Origin of the sequence: Desemzia sp. FAM 23988, assembly GCF_045528365.1 — a bacterium.
GTDB lineage: Bacteria > Bacillota > Bacilli > Lactobacillales > Carnobacteriaceae > Desemzia.
In genome coordinates this window covers 117,893-137,135 of sequence record NZ_JBGQQS010000004.1, presented here as the reverse complement: position 1 = coordinate 137,135, position 19,243 = coordinate 117,893, and the positions used below count along the sequence as shown (strand labels likewise).

Sequence of the window (19,243 nt, the reverse complement as noted above, 5' to 3'; positions counted from 1 at the left end):
AAAAATGAGCTAAATAAAAATAGACGATCTAGAGCTGGAGGAAAAATAGTGAACGAAGCAGATGATTTATATAAACATTTAAGTAATGAAGAATTGCTTTCTATCATAAAAGAAGGGGACTATGGTCCATTTGAAGCTTTATTTCAGCGTCATGCAGGAATGGTCCAAATTATAATCAATGATTTCTATATTAAGAGTTACGAAAAAGAGGACTTTAATCAAGAAGCAAGAATTGTTTTAAATACGACTATTCATGCCTACGATAAAGATAGATTCTGCACCTTTGGAAATTTTTTCAAATCAAATTTACGGCATTACTATATCAACTTGTTACGCAAAGACATGGCTAAAAAAAGAAGAATTGAAAAAGTTTCAGAATCATTAGACAGCTTGTTAGAAAATGGTTTTTCACCGACTTACATAAAAAATTTTTCAGGTGAAATGAACTTTCAACAAGCGTTAGAAGTAAAAGAGAATATTCCTTATTTCTATGATTCTTTATCAAAATTTGAATACAAAGTTTTTCTAAGATACATGAAAAATATGGATAAAGAAGAGATAGCACAAGAACTTCAATGTGAGGTTGCACGAGTAGTCAATGCACTAGATAGATGCAAAAGGAAATTAATAATGAATATAAAATAATTTAGTAAGCGCTTACTAATAGAGGTCTGCTCTTTTTAGTACTCTTAAATACTAAGTTAATTAAAGGCCTGTGCTACGATAGAAAAATCGTAGTACAGGCCTTTTCTATAACGGATTAATAACAGCAGGACTCATTAATTAAAGGATTGTCTTTTTTAATTAAGCGATTCATCCCATTCAACATCATTCCATTCACTGTCTTCAATAGAAGGACTGCCAACTAAATCGTTGTAAAAGGCTGCGTTGGTAGCGATCATGTATGGAGAAATCCATAAAAAGCCAATGCCTAATGTAAGAACACCAAGTAAGATCCAACCTAGAAAGCTTAGTTCCAAAAGAAAGAACCGCGCTTTGTGTCCTTGCATCAATTCCTTACTCTCCGTAATACAATCCAATGCTGAGATTTTTTCCAAATCTGGACGGTCAACGTGGTCTTTGTAAATCAAGTAAGCTTGTGAGTAAGCGTAGGATTTAATAATCCCCGGAATAATAAACAGTAAAGTCCAAAAGAAAGTAAAAAGACCAGAAATAATGTAAATCAGCAATACCCCTAAAAAGTATTTTTTAGAAAATACTTGGAATGCATCTTTTAACGGACGAATCTTGTAACTAGCATCACGAAAAGCATTTAAGAAAGCAAATGAAATTCCGGTAGAAATAAATGTTGTAAAAATGCCGCTGATAGTACTGCTTCCACCGCCGCTTCCGCCATCATCACCATAATATGTCCCTGTTTCGGGAGAATAACCGATCGTTTCAATGGCTATCACAATGGCAACTACTACAATTACCATAGCAACAATCATAAGTAAAGTGGGAATAAGGTTCATCAATACAGCGTCTTTCCATCTTCCACTTAACATATCACGAGCGTCTTGTTTCAATTCTGCTCTTGTTTTATACTCATTCATTATGTATAACTCCTCTTAATTGTGTTTTATTTCTCAAGACATAATATACCATAAATAACCATAAAAAACGTGTTAAATATACCGTTTCTTATACTTGATGTCTTACAGTGATTCCCTAAATGTAAACTGCCTCAGAATGAAGTAGCACCCTATAAATTTAGCATAGCCAAAATGAGAACGGAATAATGGATAGAAAAGACTTCATAAATAAGATTAAAAAAAATAAGTTTTTCCTGCCCTCCTTAACTTAGTCCTTTCATTATCTCAATATTTCCCGGGAAAGTAACGCATCTGCTGGTTTACATTTAGCAACCATTAGTTGACATCTGTATAAATAAACCAAATGCCTTTAAAAAAACCATCAATAACTGATTTCTACTCAAAGGGATTAAAAGTACAGCCTTTCTAGTTGTAAAAGAAAGTCGCTTTTTTGAGAGAGTCGTAAATTCTAATGAAAATAGAAGGTTGTATTAAAATAAAAAAGCCATAAAGAGGAGGAGTAACAAATGAAATATACAGTGACAGGTGCAACCGGGCATTTAGACAGCGGAGTCGTGGAAGAGCTGTTGAAGCAAGTGGCACCTCATGAAGTACGAGCAGCGGTTCACACCCTTACAAAAGCGGAAAATCTCAAAAAACAAGGGGTTGAAGTAACCGCTATTGAGTATTTAGATGCTGCAACCATAGTAAAGGCCATTAAAGAGACGGATGTGCTCGTTTATATCCCGAGTAAAACTTATAATGTGCTGCAGCGCATTACGGAATTTGAAAATACGTTGCAAGCAGTGGAAGAGAGCGGTATCAAAAATATCGTTTTTGTCGGCTTCATCGCGGATCAAGAAAACAATCCGTTTCAAATGTCGTCTTACTATGCGTACGCACCGAGACGCTTGGCGGGATTAGACATCCAGTATGCTGTTGTAAAAAATGCTTTGTATGCAGATCCATTGGTACCTTATTTGTCGGAATTGATTGAACGTGAAAATATTATTTATCCGGTGAAAGACCAAGCGTTGTCCTTTATTACCATACAAGACAGTGCCGAAGCGATTGCTAAAGTAGCTCTAAACACTCATTTGCGGAATAACGGGCAAGTTACTTGCTGACTCAATCGCGTAACTACGATATGGTGGCATTAAGTCAGGTGTTGAGTGAGGTGACGGGAGAAAAAATCGGTTATGAGCCAGTTTCCTTGAAAGAATTTGCGGAAATGTACAATGAAGATGGCATGGGAAGAGAGTTGGCTTCGATGTACAAAGCAGGCGGAATGGGCTTGTTGGATACCGTCACGGAAGACTTCAAATTCATTACCGGTCACGACCCGCAAGCAATGGAGTGGTTTATTCAAGAAGGCATTAAGAAGGAAAACTAAAACAGCCTCGTATTGAAGAAGTGATCTTTGGTGCGAGGCTGTTTATTACATTTTCTCAAAATTTTAAAGAATGCTTTGTGCTATTTATGGTAAATATTTTTGTGATGACCTACTTGAATAGCCGACACAATCATTTTGTCATCTTGGATGTCTAAAAGTACTCTATAGTTGCCAATTCGATAACGCCAATAACCAGAGCGATTGGCGGTCAGTCCTTTACCTAGCTTTCTCGGATCATCTATTCCATCGATGTGTTGATATAGCCAACTCGTGATGAGACAAGATTGAAACTGATCCATTTTTCTGAGTTGTTTTTGGACATTTTTTGTAAAAAGCAGTTTATACGGCATCAGAGTTCTCCAAATTCATCTAAAATCTCAGACATCGAAACTGTTTCTCTACCGGATTCTATCCATCTTTTGCGGGAAATTTCGGCAATCTGCTTGTCGTATTCATCTTCTAATAGTTCCATAGAGTATTTTTTCATTAAATCAGATAAGGTTATTCCATAAAACTCTGCCATGTATTCCAACCATTCTTTTTCTTCATCTTTTACACGGATAGTGATCATTGCCATCGAAAACACCTCTTTTTTTTTTACTGTATTACAAAGCAATACAGGAGTAAAGAGGACGGCCTTCAATATGTTCTATTAAGACCAGTAAGTGAATTTATAGTCCACTTGTGTCATAAAAGATAGATTCTCCCAATGTTTGAATTCTACTCCCACATGGTTATATCGCCAGCTCCCAACTTGGTCACAGTCGCTAAAAGAAGCATAATCGCCACCTGAAATAGTGTCACTATTGGATAGTAAGAGCGGAACTGGGCAAATCTGCCTTGTAGGAGTAGCAGGACAACAGTCGATGGTACAATAAATATTTTGATCATAATTAACAAATACATACTGCTGAATGAAGGTCTCCCACCTAGCAGGTAATTGTTTAGCAGAATCTTTAGTCAGTACTCTAAAACTGCCATCGCATTCATCTTTATAGTTGAGTATACTATCGTTATAGCGTTGATATCTATGATTGTATTTTTCAGGGAAATCGGTCGCATAATCCCCACTATTAAATACGCAATCCCCTTTCCACTCATTTGCTAGTAAATGGAGCAATTCATACAAATAACTTTTTCCCATAAAACAGTGTTCAAACATTTTTCCTCCTGCATCATATTGAAGCGGATCGAGCATCAATTTTTTGTCTGCATTTAATATCCAATAATCTTGTCCCATATTATCACCTCAAATTTTTGTCTTTCTCTATAACTGTACGCATTTTTTATCTGTTTTATTTTTCTGCACAAAAAAAGATGTTCATGAATTTTAACTCATGAACATCAAAAGCATCATTTAGTTTTAAACAGTCACCGTCTCAGAAAGTTCTTCCACAGCTCTCATCGCATTAAACACCATTTCTTTCGTGACATCTGGAACAGCCAAGTTAAAGGTTTCAGCATCTGAAGCCGCAAATTCGGCGATTCTTTCTGCTTTCTCCAATAAATAGTCTTCCACTCCGAAGTCAGCTAAACGGTGAGGGAAGTGGTTTTCTTTATAGAAAGGCAGTAATCTCAGAGCTTCTTCTGCATCTCCGGAAGCCCATAATTGCACCAGTACTCCATAAGCTACCTTGACCCCGTGTTCGTAAGCATGAGTTTCGGGAACCAAGGACATCCCGTTATGAACTGCATGAGCCCCCGCCATGCGGCCGTATTCTCCAGCAAATCCGCCGACTGTTCCGGCAATAGCTACAACAGCTTCGGCAACACGCTTAAACGCAGCGGTCACTTCACCGTGTTCCATGCTGGCTAAAGCTTCTTGACTGTCGGCAAGCAACAGTTCTTGTGTCACTTTAGCGGTTTTCAGCCCAACTTCCACCATTGCTGGCAGATCTCCTTCGACGTGACGAGTGATGCCTTCTGCTTCGTACCATTTTGCCAATGTATCTCCAATTCCGCCCATGAAGTATTTTTGAGGCGATTCGATCAGCAAATCTAGGTCCATCAAACAAAGCGTAGCGGCTTTCTCGTAATAGTCGACCACATTAAATGAGTGATCGGGATGATAAACAGCGGATAGCGGAGTGTAAGCTGCACAAGTTCCTAAGACTGTCGGAATGGTCATGTATTCGACCTGCAGCAGTTCAGCTGTGCCTTTTGCGGTATCCAATGCTCGGCCGCCGCCGATTCCGACTACACAATCCGTTCCTTGGATTAATTTGGACAGACGTTCCATATCTTCATGGGAAGCTGTGCCATCGTAGCGATATACCGGCAAATCCAGCGAACCAGGATAGTGCTTTTGAAAAGCTGCATAAGACAACTCTCCCGTAATCACAACGGGCTTTTGAAAAGCCGTCAGCTTCCCGTCTAAATACTTTAAAGCTCCTGATTCACTCAAAAATTGACCTGGTCCTGGACGAACAACTTGACTCAAACGCATGTAGCATTCCTTCTTTCTATTTTTTTAAGATTCCGCAACGACTGTCGCAACTGGTTCTTCAGTGTGTGTTTCTGCTTGATGTTTATGGCTCATAAATGAAGCAAATAAAGTCCCAAATAAGGTATGGACAATGGTTCCTGCTGCACCAGCTAAAGCGGCAGCAGGACTAAAGTGAGCTAAACCTAAACTCCCAGCAAGACCAGTATTTTGCAACCCAACTTCAATGGCGACCGCTCTCGTAGCAGGGCGATTGAATTTGAATAATTTTGAAACAGCATAACCAATAGCGTAGCCAGATAAATTGTGCAACCAAACAATCAAGAACATAATCATCCCGGTTCCTAATAAGGTTTCTGAATTGACCGAAACGGTTCCGCCTAAGACGACTAAAACAGCGGTAGCAGATAAGGAAGGTAAGGCGGTTTCTACTTTAGCGACGTGCTGGGCGAAGAAGTAGCTGAGCACCAATCCGGCAATGATAGGGACCAGAACGACTTGGATGATGGATAAAAACATAGTCCAAAAGCTGATTTCTAAATATGCTCCGCCATAGAAAGATAAGAACAAGGGGGTAAGTAAAGGAGCTAAGAGAGTAGATACAGAAGTAGCAGCTACAGACAACGGTACATCACCTTTTGCTAAATAAGTAATCACGTTAGAAGAGGTTCCCCCAGGCACACACCCCAATAAAATCAGCCCTAATGCCATTTCAGCCGGAAGCTGGAAAAATTTAGCCAATAAATAAGCGGACAGCGGCATAAAGGTGAATTGCAAAAAAGTAACCAGCAGCATCATCCATGGTTTTTTAAAAACTGCTGCGAAATCAGCTGGTTTCATTGTTAATCCCATGGTAAACATGACGATTTGCAAAAATAATGTCGTATAAGAACTGGCCCATAAAAAAGAGTGCGGTAAGAATAACGCTAGTGCGGCCACAGCAACAACGATTAAAGCCAAATATTTATTGTAAAGATGATTGAATGTGTTAAAGAACTTCATATGAATTCCTCCTAGGGTATGTTATCTGGTGGTTTTTTTCGATAAGTTAAAATATCAATGTCACTTTCCATAGTGCTCACTCCTTTCGAGAAAATAAAAAGGCCACCCATTCAATTAAAATGAATGGGTGGCCTAAGTCCCATTCAGCTAAGTAGCATGAAGAGGACTTAAACGACTGTAAAAAAACTCTCTTACAGTGTCTAAATCCTCTTCTTAATAATAATAGCTGCTTGGCTGAACATTGGTTTCATGGACGATGTTCCTCTCATAAGTTGGTGATGAAAGAATACCATTGAAAAATGAGAGAGTCAACACTTTAATCTCATTTATTTATCATTTATGTTTCGAGCGTAAAGGAAAAGTAGATAGTATTTAGTGAGATTCTATTAAAAAAAACCACTTTATTTAGAAATATTTCAATATAGACTACTTTTTTACTTCATATAATGAATAAAAGACGAGCAGCAAATATTTATCTAACCTACCAATCTTATTTTAGGCCTCACAGGTAAGGTTAAATCCATTTACCTGACTTATCGATCTTATTTTAGACCTCACAAGTCAGATAAAGTCGATTTATCTGACTTGTGAGGTTTATTTTTCTTCTTGCAAGTCAGATTTATCTTTCAATAGTTTTATTATCAGGTATTTAAAGAACACAACTAAGTTGAAAAAAGTTCTTTGCCAACGGTATAAGATAAAGTATTTGATTTTTATTCATATCAATTGACAGTACAAAGAAAAAGACTACTATTTGAGATGTAAAGCAAGTAGAAAATTGTTCAATGCACTCTGATTTAAAGCCGAACTCTGTTAACGACACGTTGGTGAAAAGTAAGGAGGTCAAAGAAATGAAAGTTGTCAAATTGTTATTGTTTTTTACCCATATAGTTGTCGGGATTTTTGCTGTATTGGGTGGTTGGACAGCTGTTTCAATTCCGGAAAGTCCATTTGGCATCTCAACAGACCTGTTGGCTAACTCGCCATTTGATAATTTCTTTGTTCCAGGAATTTTATTATTGGTGGCAATTGGTTTGGGTCAACTATTCAGCGCAACTTTCTTTTTCTTTCGTTCGCGTTACCAAGGTTACATCAGCGGATTTTTTGGCGGTGTGCTGGTTATATGGTTGGTGGTACAAGTCATCATGTTACAAATTATAGAGCCTGTGCATCTCATTACTTTCGGGTTTGCCATCGTGCAATTGATTTTGTCAGCGGTGCTTGTGACTAAAAGAAGACTTTTATCTGCAAATAAGGGAAGGAAACTGGTAGAGTAGAGAGTAGAGGTGTAATAAACCATTTAGATAAAAAATCAGATGAAAAAAGAAAGTATCGGTCAACATAGAACGTAAACAAACCGAAGATTTTACAATTGTCATGGAGAACGTACACTATTCTTCTCCGCAACAGTTTTTTGAAACCAAAATTTTATTTGCAGTGAAAGGTACTGCAGAAGTATCTTATGAAGGAAATAAAGTAAGGATAACATCAGGAGATACGGTATTCGTCAATCGGAATAAACGTTAGGTCGTGACGGGCGATGAAGACTGTATGTTGATTACACTAAGTATTACAAGTCACTTTTTTGCGTTGTATTACAAAAAAAATTTTCAAAGTGCATTCCAGTTTTTTTCTGACGAGCACAATAGCGGGAGAGACAGAACGAGTCGGCAACTATACCATGTCTTATCCGAAATGATTATTGAAATTTACCGTGATGAGGAAAACAGTGATTTAGTTTTGCAAAGCAATATATATCAGATCATGCTGATCATGACTCGTTTCTTCAGAAAAGGTATCGCCGAATGGAGCGGAACGGAAGCCGGTGATGAGAGAGTCACTCGTATCATTCAAAAGATTGAAGAACGCTACCGCGATTCGTTGACATTGTCGGATGTAGCAGAGGAAAAATTTCTCTCAATTTCTTATTTATCACGTTACTTTAAGCAAATGACAGAAAACGAAGATGCGTACCAAATCATTCTATTTAATGAGCGCCGCTTTAACCCGCAATATTCTACAGATTAATTATTTGTATAGTCCCGTAATAAAGAACTGCATTTTCACTTAACCGGTTTGCACAAAGGAAATTACCAAATTCGTATGTTCCGCTTTGATAATGAAAATGGCGGATTATATAGAAATTGGAGAAAACTGAGTAGTTATTATGGCATTGATAATGAGATTATTGATTACATTCTGCATTTGTCTCGTCCGGCAATTGAAATGGTAGACGAATACATCGAGGATGAGTGATCATTTTCAGCTTAACTATCTAGAAACGCCATTCATTTTGTAGAAATGCGGAAAGTTATTGAGTAAAAAGAAGGGATGTAAAAATTATGACCTTTATTTTTTACATTCAATCGCTTATCCCTAAGACAGAGGTAAAAAACTAATTCGAAAATGATAAGAAGAAGCATAGTAATAAATTGCAAAAGTCCTATAATGGGTACTGTTGAAGCGAACAAGTCCTTCACAGCAATAAAATGTAACTAACACATAAGTAAAAAAACAGGAGGTAATGAATTATGGCAGAACAATCCGTAAAAACAGAATTGATGCAACGCTTAGATGAGAAAAAAGACCGTATGTTCGGAATTCGTCGTTATTTACATGCTCATCCAGAACTATCTTTTAAAGAAGATAAGACGGCTAAATACATTCAAGATTTTTATCAAGGTAAAGATTGCGTCATTCGTACAAATGTCGGCGGGAATGGAATCGTTGTAACCATTGATAGTGGGAAACCTGGTAAAACGATCGGTATTCGTGCGGATTTTGATGCACTTCCAATTACTGAAGAGACAAACTTACCATTTGCTTCACAAAATCCTGGTGTGATGCATGCTTGCGGTCATGATGGACATACAGCTTACATGATGATCCTTGGAGAAACATTGATCGAAATGAAAGACAAACTAGAAGGTAAAGTCGTTATTCTTCACCAACACGCAGAAGAAGTGCCGCTAGGTGGAGCTGTCAGTATGATTGCAGATGGAGCATTGGATGGAGTGGATAATGTATTTGGTATCCATGTCATGTCTGAAATGGAAACAGGCAAAATTTTCTACCGACCTGGTAACGTTCAAACTGGATGTTCTTACTTTAAAATAACCATCAATGGAGTTGGAGGACATGGCTCTTCGCCTCATAAAACAAAAGACGCTATTATGTTGCAGCAAGCCACTTTGTAGTTGCTTTGCAAACCATAGTCAGTCGTGCATTGAGTCCATTTGATGTGGGTTCGATCACTATCGGAAACTTTGATGGCAAAGGTTCATCCAATGTTATCAAAGATAAAGTAATTCTTGAAGGCGACGTTCGTTCTATATCTGATGAAGCACAAGAGACTATTGAAAGAGAGATTCGTGCGAAGTTAAATGGAATCAGCACTATGTTCGGTGTAACATATGATCTAGATTACAAAAACGACTGCCCAGTTTTGTACAATGATCCTGAAACGACAGAATTTGGTATCAAGGTGTTGAATAACACAGATATTCCTGAACTAACAGGTGTAGAAATGTGTGAACCACAGCCACCTTCAGAAGATTTTGCTTACTATGCGAAAGAACGTCCAAGTATGTTCTTCTACGTTGGAGCAACTCCTGAAAATGGAAAAGCATATCCTCACCACAATCCAAAATTTGATATTGATGAAAAATCACTCATGATCTCAGCAAAAGCAATGGGATCTATTGTAGTCGATTATTTGATAGGGAAGTAACATGTATGATGGAACAAGAGTTTAAAGGTGATAATAAATTAATCGCAGGTATTGTAAGGGGCATTTTGACTTTTTGGTTGTTCACACAAACGATGTTAAATATTTGACCAGACGTTCAAAATGATTTAGCCATTTCAGCTGGTGTATTGATTATTTCAGTTAGTATAACACCATTGTTCTCAGGTATGTTTATGGTTGGAGCAAGAAATCTTGCTGATCGTATCGGTCGTGTAAAAATGACCAATATAAAATGAGCTGAAATAACGCTAGCGAATTTTCATTTACCAACGTCAAATAATTTACAGCCGCCATAGTGCAATACATTGAGCTACTTTAAACGTCCTTTTACAAATAGATAAGAAAAAACTTGTTTTTATAAAATAAGTTGTGTACAATATAATTGTGCACAACCGAATTAGGAGGAAAAGAACATGGAAGGAAATCATTTTTTATTGGAAGAGCAGCTTTGTTTTTCAACTTATGCTTTATCAAAACAGTTTACCAAGTTTTATCGTCCGGTTTTAGATCCTTATTTTCTTACATATCCTCAATATGTAGCCTTACTTGCGCTTTGGGAAGAATCAAACCAAAGTGTGCAGGATTTAGGAAAACGCTTGGGGTTGGATAGCGGAACTTTAACACCGATGTTAAAAAGAATGGAAACCGGGGGCTATATTACTCGAAATCGTAATCCGGAAGACGAAAGAAAAGTAATGGTCGTCTTAACAGACAAAGCGTATGAGATAAAGGATGAGTTAACGAAAAAGGTTTCTGACTGTTTAGATCTTCTGCATTTGGAAGAAAAAGAGTACTTTGATTTATTGGAACGCATCAATGCTTTGACTAAAACATTAGGAGGAATAAATAATGACTGAATCAAAAGTAATGTACCAAGCAAAGGCAATCAACACAGGTGGACGTGAAGGAGAAAGTCACTTACCAGATGGATCTTTCTCAGTTAAAGTGTCTACACCGAAAAAAATGGGTGGACCAGGCCAAGGCAGCAATCCAGAACAATTATTTGCTTTAGGATACAGCGCATGTTTCCATTCCGCATTAGAAGTTAAAATGAAAGAAGCAAACGTTGAAGCTAAATCGGAAGTAGCCACAGAGGTTACGTTAAACAGCGACCCAACAGATAATGGTTTTAAATTGTCTGTTGTCATGGAAGTGGCGATTGAAGGAAAGAGTCTTGAAGAAACAAAAGAGTTAGCTGAAAAAGCTCATGCATTTTGTCCTTACTCAAAAGCCGTTCAAAATAATATTGAAGTAGAAGTAAAAGCAGTAGAATTTAAATAAAAATAAAAATAAATATGCAACAGGCACCCAGCAGTTAAACAAACTGTCGGGTGCCTGTTTTTATGTGCTGTAAGTTAATTTACAATATCAAAGCCAAAGCTCCTGTCATAAGAATCAACGAAATCAAGATACTACTGGAAGATAAAAAACCAGAAAGAGAGGGTTTATTACCGTAAACGACCATGTTGATGGTGGAAACAGTCCCGATTGGTGCTAGTGCCAATAAAACTAAAGATAACCGAACAATGTCTGGTAACGGCAACACAAAGTAAAAGACTAACGCTAGTAAAATCCCTAAAGTATAGCGGGTAAACAGCAATTGAATCACTTTTCTCAAATCTATCCGAGGAATATTAAAATCCAAATAGAGCCCAATCATAAACATCGACAAGAAAGCATTTCCGCTGGCAAAAAGATCAATAACTGAGAGGACATTTTCAGGAATGGTGAAGTTGATCAGTGCTAATAGAATCATAATGATATAAGTCGAAAAAGAAGGAGAGCGGAAAAGACGGAAAATAACTTCTTTAGGACCTCTTTTTCCGCGATGTTGCCCCAACATTTTATCTGCCAACAAGGGAGTCCCGCCAAACAGCATTAAAGCATTCCCAGAATCAAAACTGCCGATAAACGGAATAGCTTCGGGAAAGAACCCTTGTACAAAAGGGATCGTGAAATTTCCGATATTATAACCAGCCTGACTAAACATCATCAAGGCCTGATCTGCTGTTTGTCTTTTTCGCCAAATCAATCCTCCAATAGTAACCAGCCCTATATTTGTTAATAACCCTAAAGCAATCATCATTATCAAGGTGCTGGTTATTTGCACCCCGTTAAAACCTAATATAATAGTGGCTGGCAATGTTAAATTTAAAATAATTTTAGAAATTGTGTGCCCATCTTTTTCTTCTAACAATCCTTTTGTTTTAAAAAGATAAGCAACTAAAATCACACTTAAGAAACTGATTGCTTGCGTAAGTACAGCACCCACTAATATTTCAACTCCTTTTTCCAGTAATAAAAACCTTTTAGAGTCATCTTACAGGAAGAAAAAGAAAATTCCTATTAGAACTTTTTGTACAATAGTTATTAAGTACAATGTTGTCTTTTATTGGAAATCAATCGTTAGTGAAAAATAAAAAATGCACTTACTATTTGTTACTTTAACTGTTTGTTTTTTCTGGTCCAAAAAATGTATGTAAAAATATTGAAAACATTGAACTGAATGAGCTCTCTGAAAAAATTAACTATTTTTATAATATTCGTTATGTTTATTGTGATTTTTTTATTTTAAAAGACTATTTCTCCTTTATGCTTTTTCCTGTGAGCATTTTTGTTTTGGAAAAAAACACTTGTGTTACTTTTTATTTAGAAAGCGGTTTTTTTTATATTCAATTTTCTTGAATGATTACCGCCTAAGTTTGCAGGTTGTTGTTTGGGGCAAAAACTGGTCGCTATAGGTGAAAAAATAGGAGGAATAAGAATATGAGAAGAAAGTCGTACGATTACAGAAAGAAAATGGACAATAATAGAAAGATACATAGACAAAAAATTAAAAGAATGGTTGCATCTTCAGCAGTAGCGTCTGCGCTAGTTTTCCAGCCATTCGTTCCTGTTATTCAAAATGGACAGTTGATAGGATTTGCAGAAGATACAGCTTCAGCTGCGACTTTGGCGGAAGTTGGGTTGTTAAGAGATGTGGCTGTTAGTGGGAGTCTAGGAAATCTAGAAGGAACTGGTCCTTATAATTTGAATTTATCGTTAACAGGAACTGGGTTAGCAGATGTTGAGTTAGTTAATCCACAAATAGTAGGAGTGTTTCACGCACCAGAATTAGCAGGAGATTTAATAGAAAACAATCCAACCGCACAAGTTAACGTAGAACTATTGCCTATTAATGCTTCTTCTATTCCAGGCCTAGGAAATGCGTTAGACGGGATAACTGGCAACTTAAATTCAGTTGTTGGTGATTTAGTATCTGCAGTAGATGTCATATTAAGTAATCCCCTTACTTCGCCTCTAATAGATGTTCAAGGACTAGATGAACTTGAGGGAGCTTTAGCTGCATTAAATAATTTAGATAGTACGGTTTTTAATATTCTTGAGTACACTGCCACTGCTCCTGCTGTTGTAAATACGGAGGATGGAATTGTTACTGTTGATTTTTCTGAAGGTCTAGGAAATCATTTAAATTCAGCGGTTAATGATGTTGTAGAACCCTTACTGCAAGATGTAGCAGATGCTATTGGGAACTTAGACATTGAGTTGTTGAGTGGAACAATAAGCGTTCCGTTAGCTCCAGTTCAAGCTTTGTTACAGCCAGTGTTAGATCTAGTTAATAATATAGCAGATGGTACAACAAACTTAACTAGTGGCTTAGTTTCTGCACAAGTTATAGGTAGAACTACTGTGTCTGTAGATGTTGCAGTAGAACGAGATACTGGTGCTGCTGGCTTAGTTTCTATTTCCGGTTCAGCGATTAACGCGGGTACTAATGTGATTGATGCTGAGTTATTAAGCGATCTAGATGGTGTAACCCAAGTTGCATTTCCAGCAGATACGACCGCACCCGAAGTGCCAATTGTAAACGAAGTAACCAGTGAAGCAACAGAAGTCACCGGGACAGCAGAACCAGGTTCGACAGTTACAGTGAATTTGCCAGGCGGTGTAACAACGATAGGCACTACAAATGAGGAAGGCGCATTTTCTGCCCCAATTCCAGAAGGCGTGGATTTAGTTGGTGGGGAAACATTGACTGTTATAGCAACAGACGAAGCGGGAAATCCGTCAGATCCAGCAACTGTTAACGTAGTAGATACAACTGCACCAGAAACACCAACTATTGACCGAGTGACCACAGATTCGACAGTAATTACAGGGACAGCAGAACCTAATTCGAATATCACAGTGACTTTACCAAACGGTCAGAAGATAGTGGGAACGACGAATGCAGAAGGTGTGTATTCTGCTTTCATTCCAGAAGATGTGGATTTAATGGGTAATGAGACAATAACTGTTGTAGCGGCAGACGCAGCAGGTAATGGATCTGATCCAGCAACAACCGTAGTAGTAGACCTTTTAGATGAAACACCACCAGCAACTCCGGACGTAAATGAAGTAACCAGTGAAGATACCGTAATCACTGGAACAGCAGAACCGAATTCAACGATAACAGTTACGTTCCCAACTGGGGAAACATCAGAAGGAGTGACAAACGCAGGAGGAGCATTTACCGTAGCTATACCAGAAGAGGTAGATTTGGTAGGTGGCGAAGAACTTCTATTAGTAGCGACTGACGTTGCAGATAATGATTCCGACCCAACGGCAGTTACAGTCACAGATGCCACAGCACCCGCAGCACCAATAATTGATCCAGTAGGTGATGATGTGACAGAAATTACTGGAGAAACCGAACCAGGATCAGCTGTCACTGTTACCTTGCCTGATGGTGAAGAAGTTACAGGAACAACTGATGAGGATGGTAACTTTGTAGTAACACTGCCAGAAGGTACAGAACTAGAAGTAGGCGATATTCTGACAGTGATTGCGACAGATGAAGCTGGGAATGCTTCCGATGCTGCGGAAGTAACGGTAGAAGATTTATCTCTTCCAGTTATTTCAGAAATTGAAGATTTAAGTGCCTTAGAAAAACAACCTATCACAGATATTGTAGTGGAAGTTAACGAAGAGAGTGAAGTTACAACAGCTGGCTTGCCATCAGGCTTGAGTTATGATGAAGCGAGTGGGTTAATCACAGGCACATCAGTCATTGAAGAGTGGGGTACAGAAGAAGAGGAACGTCCATTTACAGTTACCGTTACAGCAATCGATCCAGCAGATAATGCAGGCACTGAGGAGTTTGTCTTAACCATTCAACGTGATACCGATGGAGACGGGATTCCTGATATAGAAGATACAGACGATGACAATGATGGTGTAAGTGACGGCGACGAAGAAGATGCAGGAACAGAACCAAAAGATGAAACAGATTTCCCGGAAGATATTGATCCAGATACCACAGCACAATTGTTACAGCAATTGATGATATTACAGTTATAGAAGGGCTGGATATTGAAGACATTGGGGTAGAAACGGATGATGAAACTAGTGTAGTCACAGTAGATGGCTTACCAGCAGGTTTAGACTTTGATGCAGAAACGGATAGAATTTTTGGAGCTCCTGTAATTGAAGATTGGGAAGCAGATGAAGAAGAACGGACAGTCGATGTTAGTGTTGCCGCTATGGATCATTCTGGAAACGAGTCAGAAGCTGAAGAGTTTGCCATTACGATCCAACGCGACACAGATCGCGATGGGATTCCAGACAGTGAAGATGAAGATGATGATGGAGACGGATTTACTGATGAGGAAGAAATCGAAAATGGAACAGATCCAAAAGATGAAACAGACTTCCCAGATGTTATTGCACCAGATGCACCAGTTATTGAAGGTATAACTAGTGAAGATACTGAAGTAGCAGGATCGGCAGAACCAAATTCAGAAGTCATTGTTACTTTACCAAATGGAGATACAGTGACTGGTATAACAGATGAGAATGGTAATTTTGTAGTAGTATTGCCTGAAGACCTAGATTTAACGGGCGGAGAAGTATTAGAAGTAGTGGTAGTTGATGAAGCTGGCAACACTTCTGAGGTAACACCAATTACAGTCAGTGACATGACTGCTCCAATTATTGTAGAAGTCGAAGATCAAACAGTTGTGGAAGGTTTACCAATTGAAGACATCGAAGTCGTCGTAGAAAATCCAGGCGAAGAAGAAACACCATCTGTAGTCTCAGAATTACAGGCCTTCAGTTTGATTCAACCATTTGCAGCACCTATACAATCAGTAGGAGTTGTTGACTTGCCAGATGGAGTTTCATTTGACCCAGAAACTATGGTGATTAGTGGTACTCCGGTTGTGAGTGACTGGGCAGCTGATGAGGAAGAGCGTGACTTTGTAGCAACAGTTGTTGCTAGAGATGCAGCGGGGAATGAAGCTGCAGATACGTTTACGATCACTGTCCAACGCGATACGGATGGAGATGGAGATCCGGATGTGACGGATCCAGATGACGACAATGATGGAGCAACAGATGAAGAAGAAATCGAAGCAGGAACAGATCCAAAAGATGAGACAGATGTTCCAGAAGATGTAGATATGGTAGCTCCAGTAATTTCAATTATTGAAGATCTGACAGCTATAGAAAATCAACCTATTGAAGATATTTTGGTAGAAGTTAATGAACCAAGTGCAGTAGTCGTAGATGGTTTGCCTTCAGGAGTTTCATTTGATGAAGAAACAGGGCTTATCAGTGGGGCTCCCGCGATTGGAGATTGGGCTGCAGGAGAAGAAGAGCGTGGATTTGAAGTAACAGTCACAGCAACGGATGCAGCAGGTAATGAATCGTCTGAAACGTTCGCATTTGTGGTGCAACGCGATACAGATGAAGATGGTGATCCAGATGTAACGGATCCAGACGATGACAATGATGGAGCAATCGATGAGGAAGAAGAGCAAGCCGGAACGGATCCGAGAGATGATAATGATACTTCAGATAATACAAATGGTGGTATCAATGATCCATCTGATGGCAATAATCAAGGTGGAGACAATGGTTCTTTCAGTGGAGATGGTCAAGACCAAGCTACACTTCCACAAACAGGGGAATCTCAAAACATCTTCACTATGATCAGCGGATTTGTAATGGCCTCTCTTGGTGCAGTAATGCTAGCATTGAAAAAGAAAAAAGGGTTGAACAAAAAGAAATAAAGTCAGTAGATAGTATGATAACTTAATGCAAATACAATCAGGAGGCAAAACTCAGGAATTAAACCACCTTGTTTTGTCTCCAAATTGTTATTTTATGGCAGAAGTGAAAGTAAGTGAGCGTGAATATGAAAAAGAGGACAGAGAAGAAAAAAAATAAGAAGCAGTGGCTCAATGGAGTATGGATTATTTTACTAATTGTCGGACTATTGTTGATATTTAGCGGCCCTATTAAGAATTGGATGATCTCTAATGGTTCGCAATCATTAACGGTTGACTCGATCGATGCTAGTACTATAGAAGAAAATTATCAAAAAGATGCAGATTTTGAGTTTGATGAGGTCCAAATGCTGGATTTAGAAACAGCAGCTCTAGCCCAATTCAATAGCGACCAAATCAATGTCCTTGGCGGGATTAGTATACCTAGTGTAGGACTCAATTTGCCTATTGGAAAAGGAACTTCTTCCTACACCTTAGCTTTGACAGCGGGGACGATGAAAGAGGAGCAAGTCATGGGTGAAGGAAACTATGCTTTAGCAGGACACTATATGGAGCGTTCTGATCTACTGTTTAAGCCGTTATATAGAGTGGAGTTAGGAGACGCGGTATATTTGACCGATCTTAGTTTCATCTATGAATACGAAGTAGCAGAACAACGTATGATTGAAGCGACTGAAGTCAGTGTGTTGAATGATGTTTCAGGTGAAACAACGCTCACATTGATTACGTGTGATGAAGATGGTGTAGCTCGATTATTAACGGTAGCTGATTTTGTTCAAAAAGTTCCCGTGGAAGAGGCTTCTGCTGAAATGATAGCGGCTTTTGATTTAGACTTGAGCATTCGTTCTCGCTAATAGGGAAAAAATCCTACTAACTGAAATATACTAATACAAAAAGCTTCTCGAAAATGTACACTCCCGAAACTATGAATGATTTGATTCAATAGTGGGAGTGTATTTTTTTCTATTTATTTGGCAACCCTGCTGTCATCTAAGCCTCCACTCATACTTACTAAGGTCTGTGTAATCTGTTGCCTTACTTATGGAACTCAAAATCAGTACGACAAGTCAGGTAACTCTTCGTTACCTGACTTGTGGAGGTGAAAATTTAGAGTATAAGTCAGGTTTCTCTCTTTTACCTGACTTATGAGCACCAGAATATTTCCGACAAGTCAGGTAAAGACCCCGCATCTTGTAACTTGCTGTTGTTTTGAACTCTAGATCTGCGCTAATCTTAGATGTTGACAATAAGAAAAGGCAAAAGCAACAATTTACCAATAAAAAAGAATGTCACGCTTTCGCTCCTTTAAGAAAGCGTAATATTCTTTTTTATTTAGGCTGGTAAAAATCATTTGTTGTTCTAGTGTCATTTGTGCGCATATAGTCTAGCCCATGATAGTAAAAAAGATTTTCTTGTATTTAAAGGAATGGAAGGGGAATCATTGATTTGTTGGGTTATTTATATGAAAAAAGACTTGCATCAGGAAATAAAAAGGTGCATAATATTTGTTAGTGACCTAACAGTTCGGAACCTAACAGTTCGGAACCTAACTAGATAAAATGAACTATTTTTGATGATTAAAGGGAATATAAATGAATTTAGTGGAGGGGGGAGGAAAGTGAGAGAATTTCAAAATTTCGTTAGTTTCTCACTGCAAGCTACCAGTCATCAAGTCAAATGGCTAATGGCTGCGAGGATGTCAACTATTTTAGATGATAACAGTAATATGATGCAATCTAGGATTGTTGGTTATATATACAATAACAAGGAAGAAGACATTTTCCAAAAAGATATAGAAGAGTTGCTGAAAATTCGACGTTCTACTGCGACAGGTATCTTGAATACGTTAGAAAAAAAGGGACTGATTCATCGGGTTCCTGTTAACTATGATGCTCGTCTAAAAAAATTGGTGATCACTCCAGCTGGAATTATATTTTCAGAAAAAGCTGTAAAATGTATTCATGATGTTGAAAGCCAAGTACGTTCTGGTTTAACTGAAGAAGAAATAGAAGCTTTTTTTAATACATTGAATAAAATAAAAAAAAATATCGAGGATATTGAATAAGAAGTAAG

General features: G+C 38.2%; 18 protein-coding genes and 2 pseudogenes. 13 read left to right on the top strand and 7 right to left on the bottom strand.

Features of this window, described 5'->3' with window-relative positions; all coding sequences use genetic code 11:
* The first annotated feature begins 48 nt into the window (after positions 1-48).
* Positions 49-645, top strand: a complete 597-nt coding sequence (locus ACEN4L_RS04055) for a sigma-70 family RNA polymerase sigma factor (protein ID WP_407096065.1) — start codon at positions 49-51, stop codon at positions 643-645.
* Positions 646-800: 155 nt separating this feature from the next.
* On the opposite strand, the gene ACEN4L_RS04050 is transcribed toward ACEN4L_RS04055, so the two are convergent.
* A complete protein-coding gene (locus ACEN4L_RS04050; RefSeq protein WP_407096064.1) occupies positions 801-1,556 on the bottom strand; it encodes a DUF975 family protein in 756 nt (251 codons plus the stop codon).
* Between the two features lie 506 nt (positions 1,557-2,062).
* Here ACEN4L_RS04050 and ACEN4L_RS04045 point away from each other — a divergent pair.
* Positions 2,063-2,928 (top strand): annotated as a pseudogene (locus ACEN4L_RS04045) (NmrA family NAD(P)-binding protein).
* 80 nt (positions 2,929-3,008) lie between these two features.
* On the opposite strand, the gene ACEN4L_RS04040 reads toward ACEN4L_RS04045, so the two are convergent.
* From ACEN4L_RS04040 to ACEN4L_RS04020, 5 genes are all read right to left on the bottom strand, one after another.
* Positions 3,009-3,278, bottom strand: a complete 270-nt coding sequence (locus ACEN4L_RS04040) for a type II toxin-antitoxin system RelE family toxin (RefSeq protein ID WP_407096063.1) — start codon at positions 3,276-3,278, stop codon at positions 3,009-3,011.
* On the bottom strand, positions 3,278-3,505 hold the full coding sequence (relB, locus tag ACEN4L_RS04035; protein WP_407096062.1) for a type II toxin-antitoxin system RelB family antitoxin: 228 nt from the start codon (positions 3,503-3,505) through the stop codon (positions 3,278-3,280). Before relB ends, ACEN4L_RS04040 begins: the two co-directional genes overlap by 1 nt.
* Before the next feature lie 75 nt (positions 3,506-3,580).
* Positions 3,581-4,168 (bottom strand): hypothetical protein, encoded by a 588-nt coding sequence (locus tag ACEN4L_RS04030; protein WP_407096061.1) that lies wholly within the window; start codon positions 4,166-4,168, stop codon positions 3,581-3,583.
* A gap of 123 nt (positions 4,169-4,291) precedes the next feature.
* Positions 4,292-5,374, bottom strand: a complete 1,083-nt coding sequence (locus ACEN4L_RS04025; protein ID WP_407096060.1) for an iron-containing alcohol dehydrogenase family protein — start codon at positions 5,372-5,374, stop codon at positions 4,292-4,294.
* A 24-nt stretch (positions 5,375-5,398) separates the two neighbouring features.
* Positions 5,399-6,373: a bile acid:sodium symporter family protein gene (locus ACEN4L_RS04020; protein WP_407096059.1), complete on the bottom strand. Its 975-nt coding sequence runs from the start codon at positions 6,371-6,373 to the stop codon at positions 5,399-5,401.
* A gap of 851 nt (positions 6,374-7,224) precedes the next feature.
* Between ACEN4L_RS04020 and ACEN4L_RS04015 the strand changes: the two genes are divergently transcribed.
* The 7 genes and pseudogenes from ACEN4L_RS04015 (at position 7,225) to ACEN4L_RS03985 (ending at position 11,402) form a co-directional block, all read left to right on the top strand.
* Complete coding sequence (locus tag ACEN4L_RS04015) at positions 7,225-7,650, top strand: hypothetical protein (protein WP_407096058.1); 426 nt, start codon at positions 7,225-7,227, stop codon at positions 7,648-7,650.
* 100 nt (positions 7,651-7,750) lie between these two features.
* Positions 7,751-7,900, top strand: coding sequence for a hypothetical protein (locus ACEN4L_RS04010; protein WP_407096057.1), 150 nt, complete (start codon positions 7,751-7,753; stop codon positions 7,898-7,900).
* Between the two features lie 24 nt (positions 7,901-7,924).
* Positions 7,925-8,401, top strand: coding sequence for a hypothetical protein (locus ACEN4L_RS04005; RefSeq protein ID WP_407096056.1), 477 nt, complete (start codon positions 7,925-7,927; stop codon positions 8,399-8,401).
* A 75-nt stretch (positions 8,402-8,476) separates the two neighbouring features.
* Entirely contained in the window at positions 8,477-8,629 is a 153-nt protein-coding gene (locus tag ACEN4L_RS04000) for a hypothetical protein (RefSeq protein ID WP_407096055.1), read from the top strand.
* Between the two features lie 275 nt (positions 8,630-8,904).
* Positions 8,905-10,103: pseudogene (locus ACEN4L_RS03995) on the top strand (amidohydrolase).
* A gap of 431 nt (positions 10,104-10,534) precedes the next feature.
* A complete protein-coding gene (locus tag ACEN4L_RS03990) occupies positions 10,535-10,978 on the top strand; it encodes a MarR family winged helix-turn-helix transcriptional regulator (protein WP_407096054.1) in 444 nt (147 codons plus the stop codon).
* Positions 10,971-11,402 carry an organic hydroperoxide resistance protein gene (locus ACEN4L_RS03985; protein WP_407096053.1) on the top strand — a complete coding sequence of 144 codons (432 nt, stop codon included), beginning with the start codon at positions 10,971-10,973 and terminating at the stop codon, positions 11,400-11,402. Before ACEN4L_RS03990 ends, ACEN4L_RS03985 begins: the two co-directional genes overlap by 8 nt.
* A gap of 79 nt (positions 11,403-11,481) precedes the next feature.
* On the opposite strand, the gene ACEN4L_RS03980 is transcribed toward ACEN4L_RS03985, so the two are convergent.
* Positions 11,482-12,393, bottom strand: a complete 912-nt coding sequence (locus ACEN4L_RS03980; RefSeq protein ID WP_407096052.1) for an AEC family transporter — start codon at positions 12,391-12,393, stop codon at positions 11,482-11,484.
* Positions 12,394-12,887: 494 nt separating this feature from the next.
* Between ACEN4L_RS03980 and ACEN4L_RS03975 the strand changes: the two genes are divergently transcribed.
* The 4 genes from ACEN4L_RS03975 (at position 12,888) to ACEN4L_RS03960 (ending at position 19,235) form a co-directional block, all read left to right on the top strand.
* The gene (locus ACEN4L_RS03975; protein WP_407096051.1) at positions 12,888-15,461 is read left to right on the top strand and encodes an Ig-like domain-containing protein; all 2,574 of its coding nucleotides are present in this window, start codon (positions 12,888-12,890) and stop codon (positions 15,459-15,461) included.
* A 182-nt stretch (positions 15,462-15,643) separates the two neighbouring features.
* On the top strand, positions 15,644-17,173 hold the full coding sequence (locus ACEN4L_RS03970) for an Ig-like domain-containing protein (protein WP_407096050.1): 1,530 nt from the start codon (positions 15,644-15,646) through the stop codon (positions 17,171-17,173).
* A gap of 125 nt (positions 17,174-17,298) precedes the next feature.
* Positions 17,299-18,024, top strand: a complete 726-nt coding sequence (locus ACEN4L_RS03965) for a class A sortase (protein WP_407096049.1) — start codon at positions 17,299-17,301, stop codon at positions 18,022-18,024.
* Between the two features lie 764 nt (positions 18,025-18,788).
* Complete coding sequence (locus tag ACEN4L_RS03960; RefSeq protein WP_407096048.1) at positions 18,789-19,235, top strand: MarR family winged helix-turn-helix transcriptional regulator; 447 nt, start codon at positions 18,789-18,791, stop codon at positions 19,233-19,235.
* Positions 19,236-19,243: the final 8 nt, after the last annotated feature.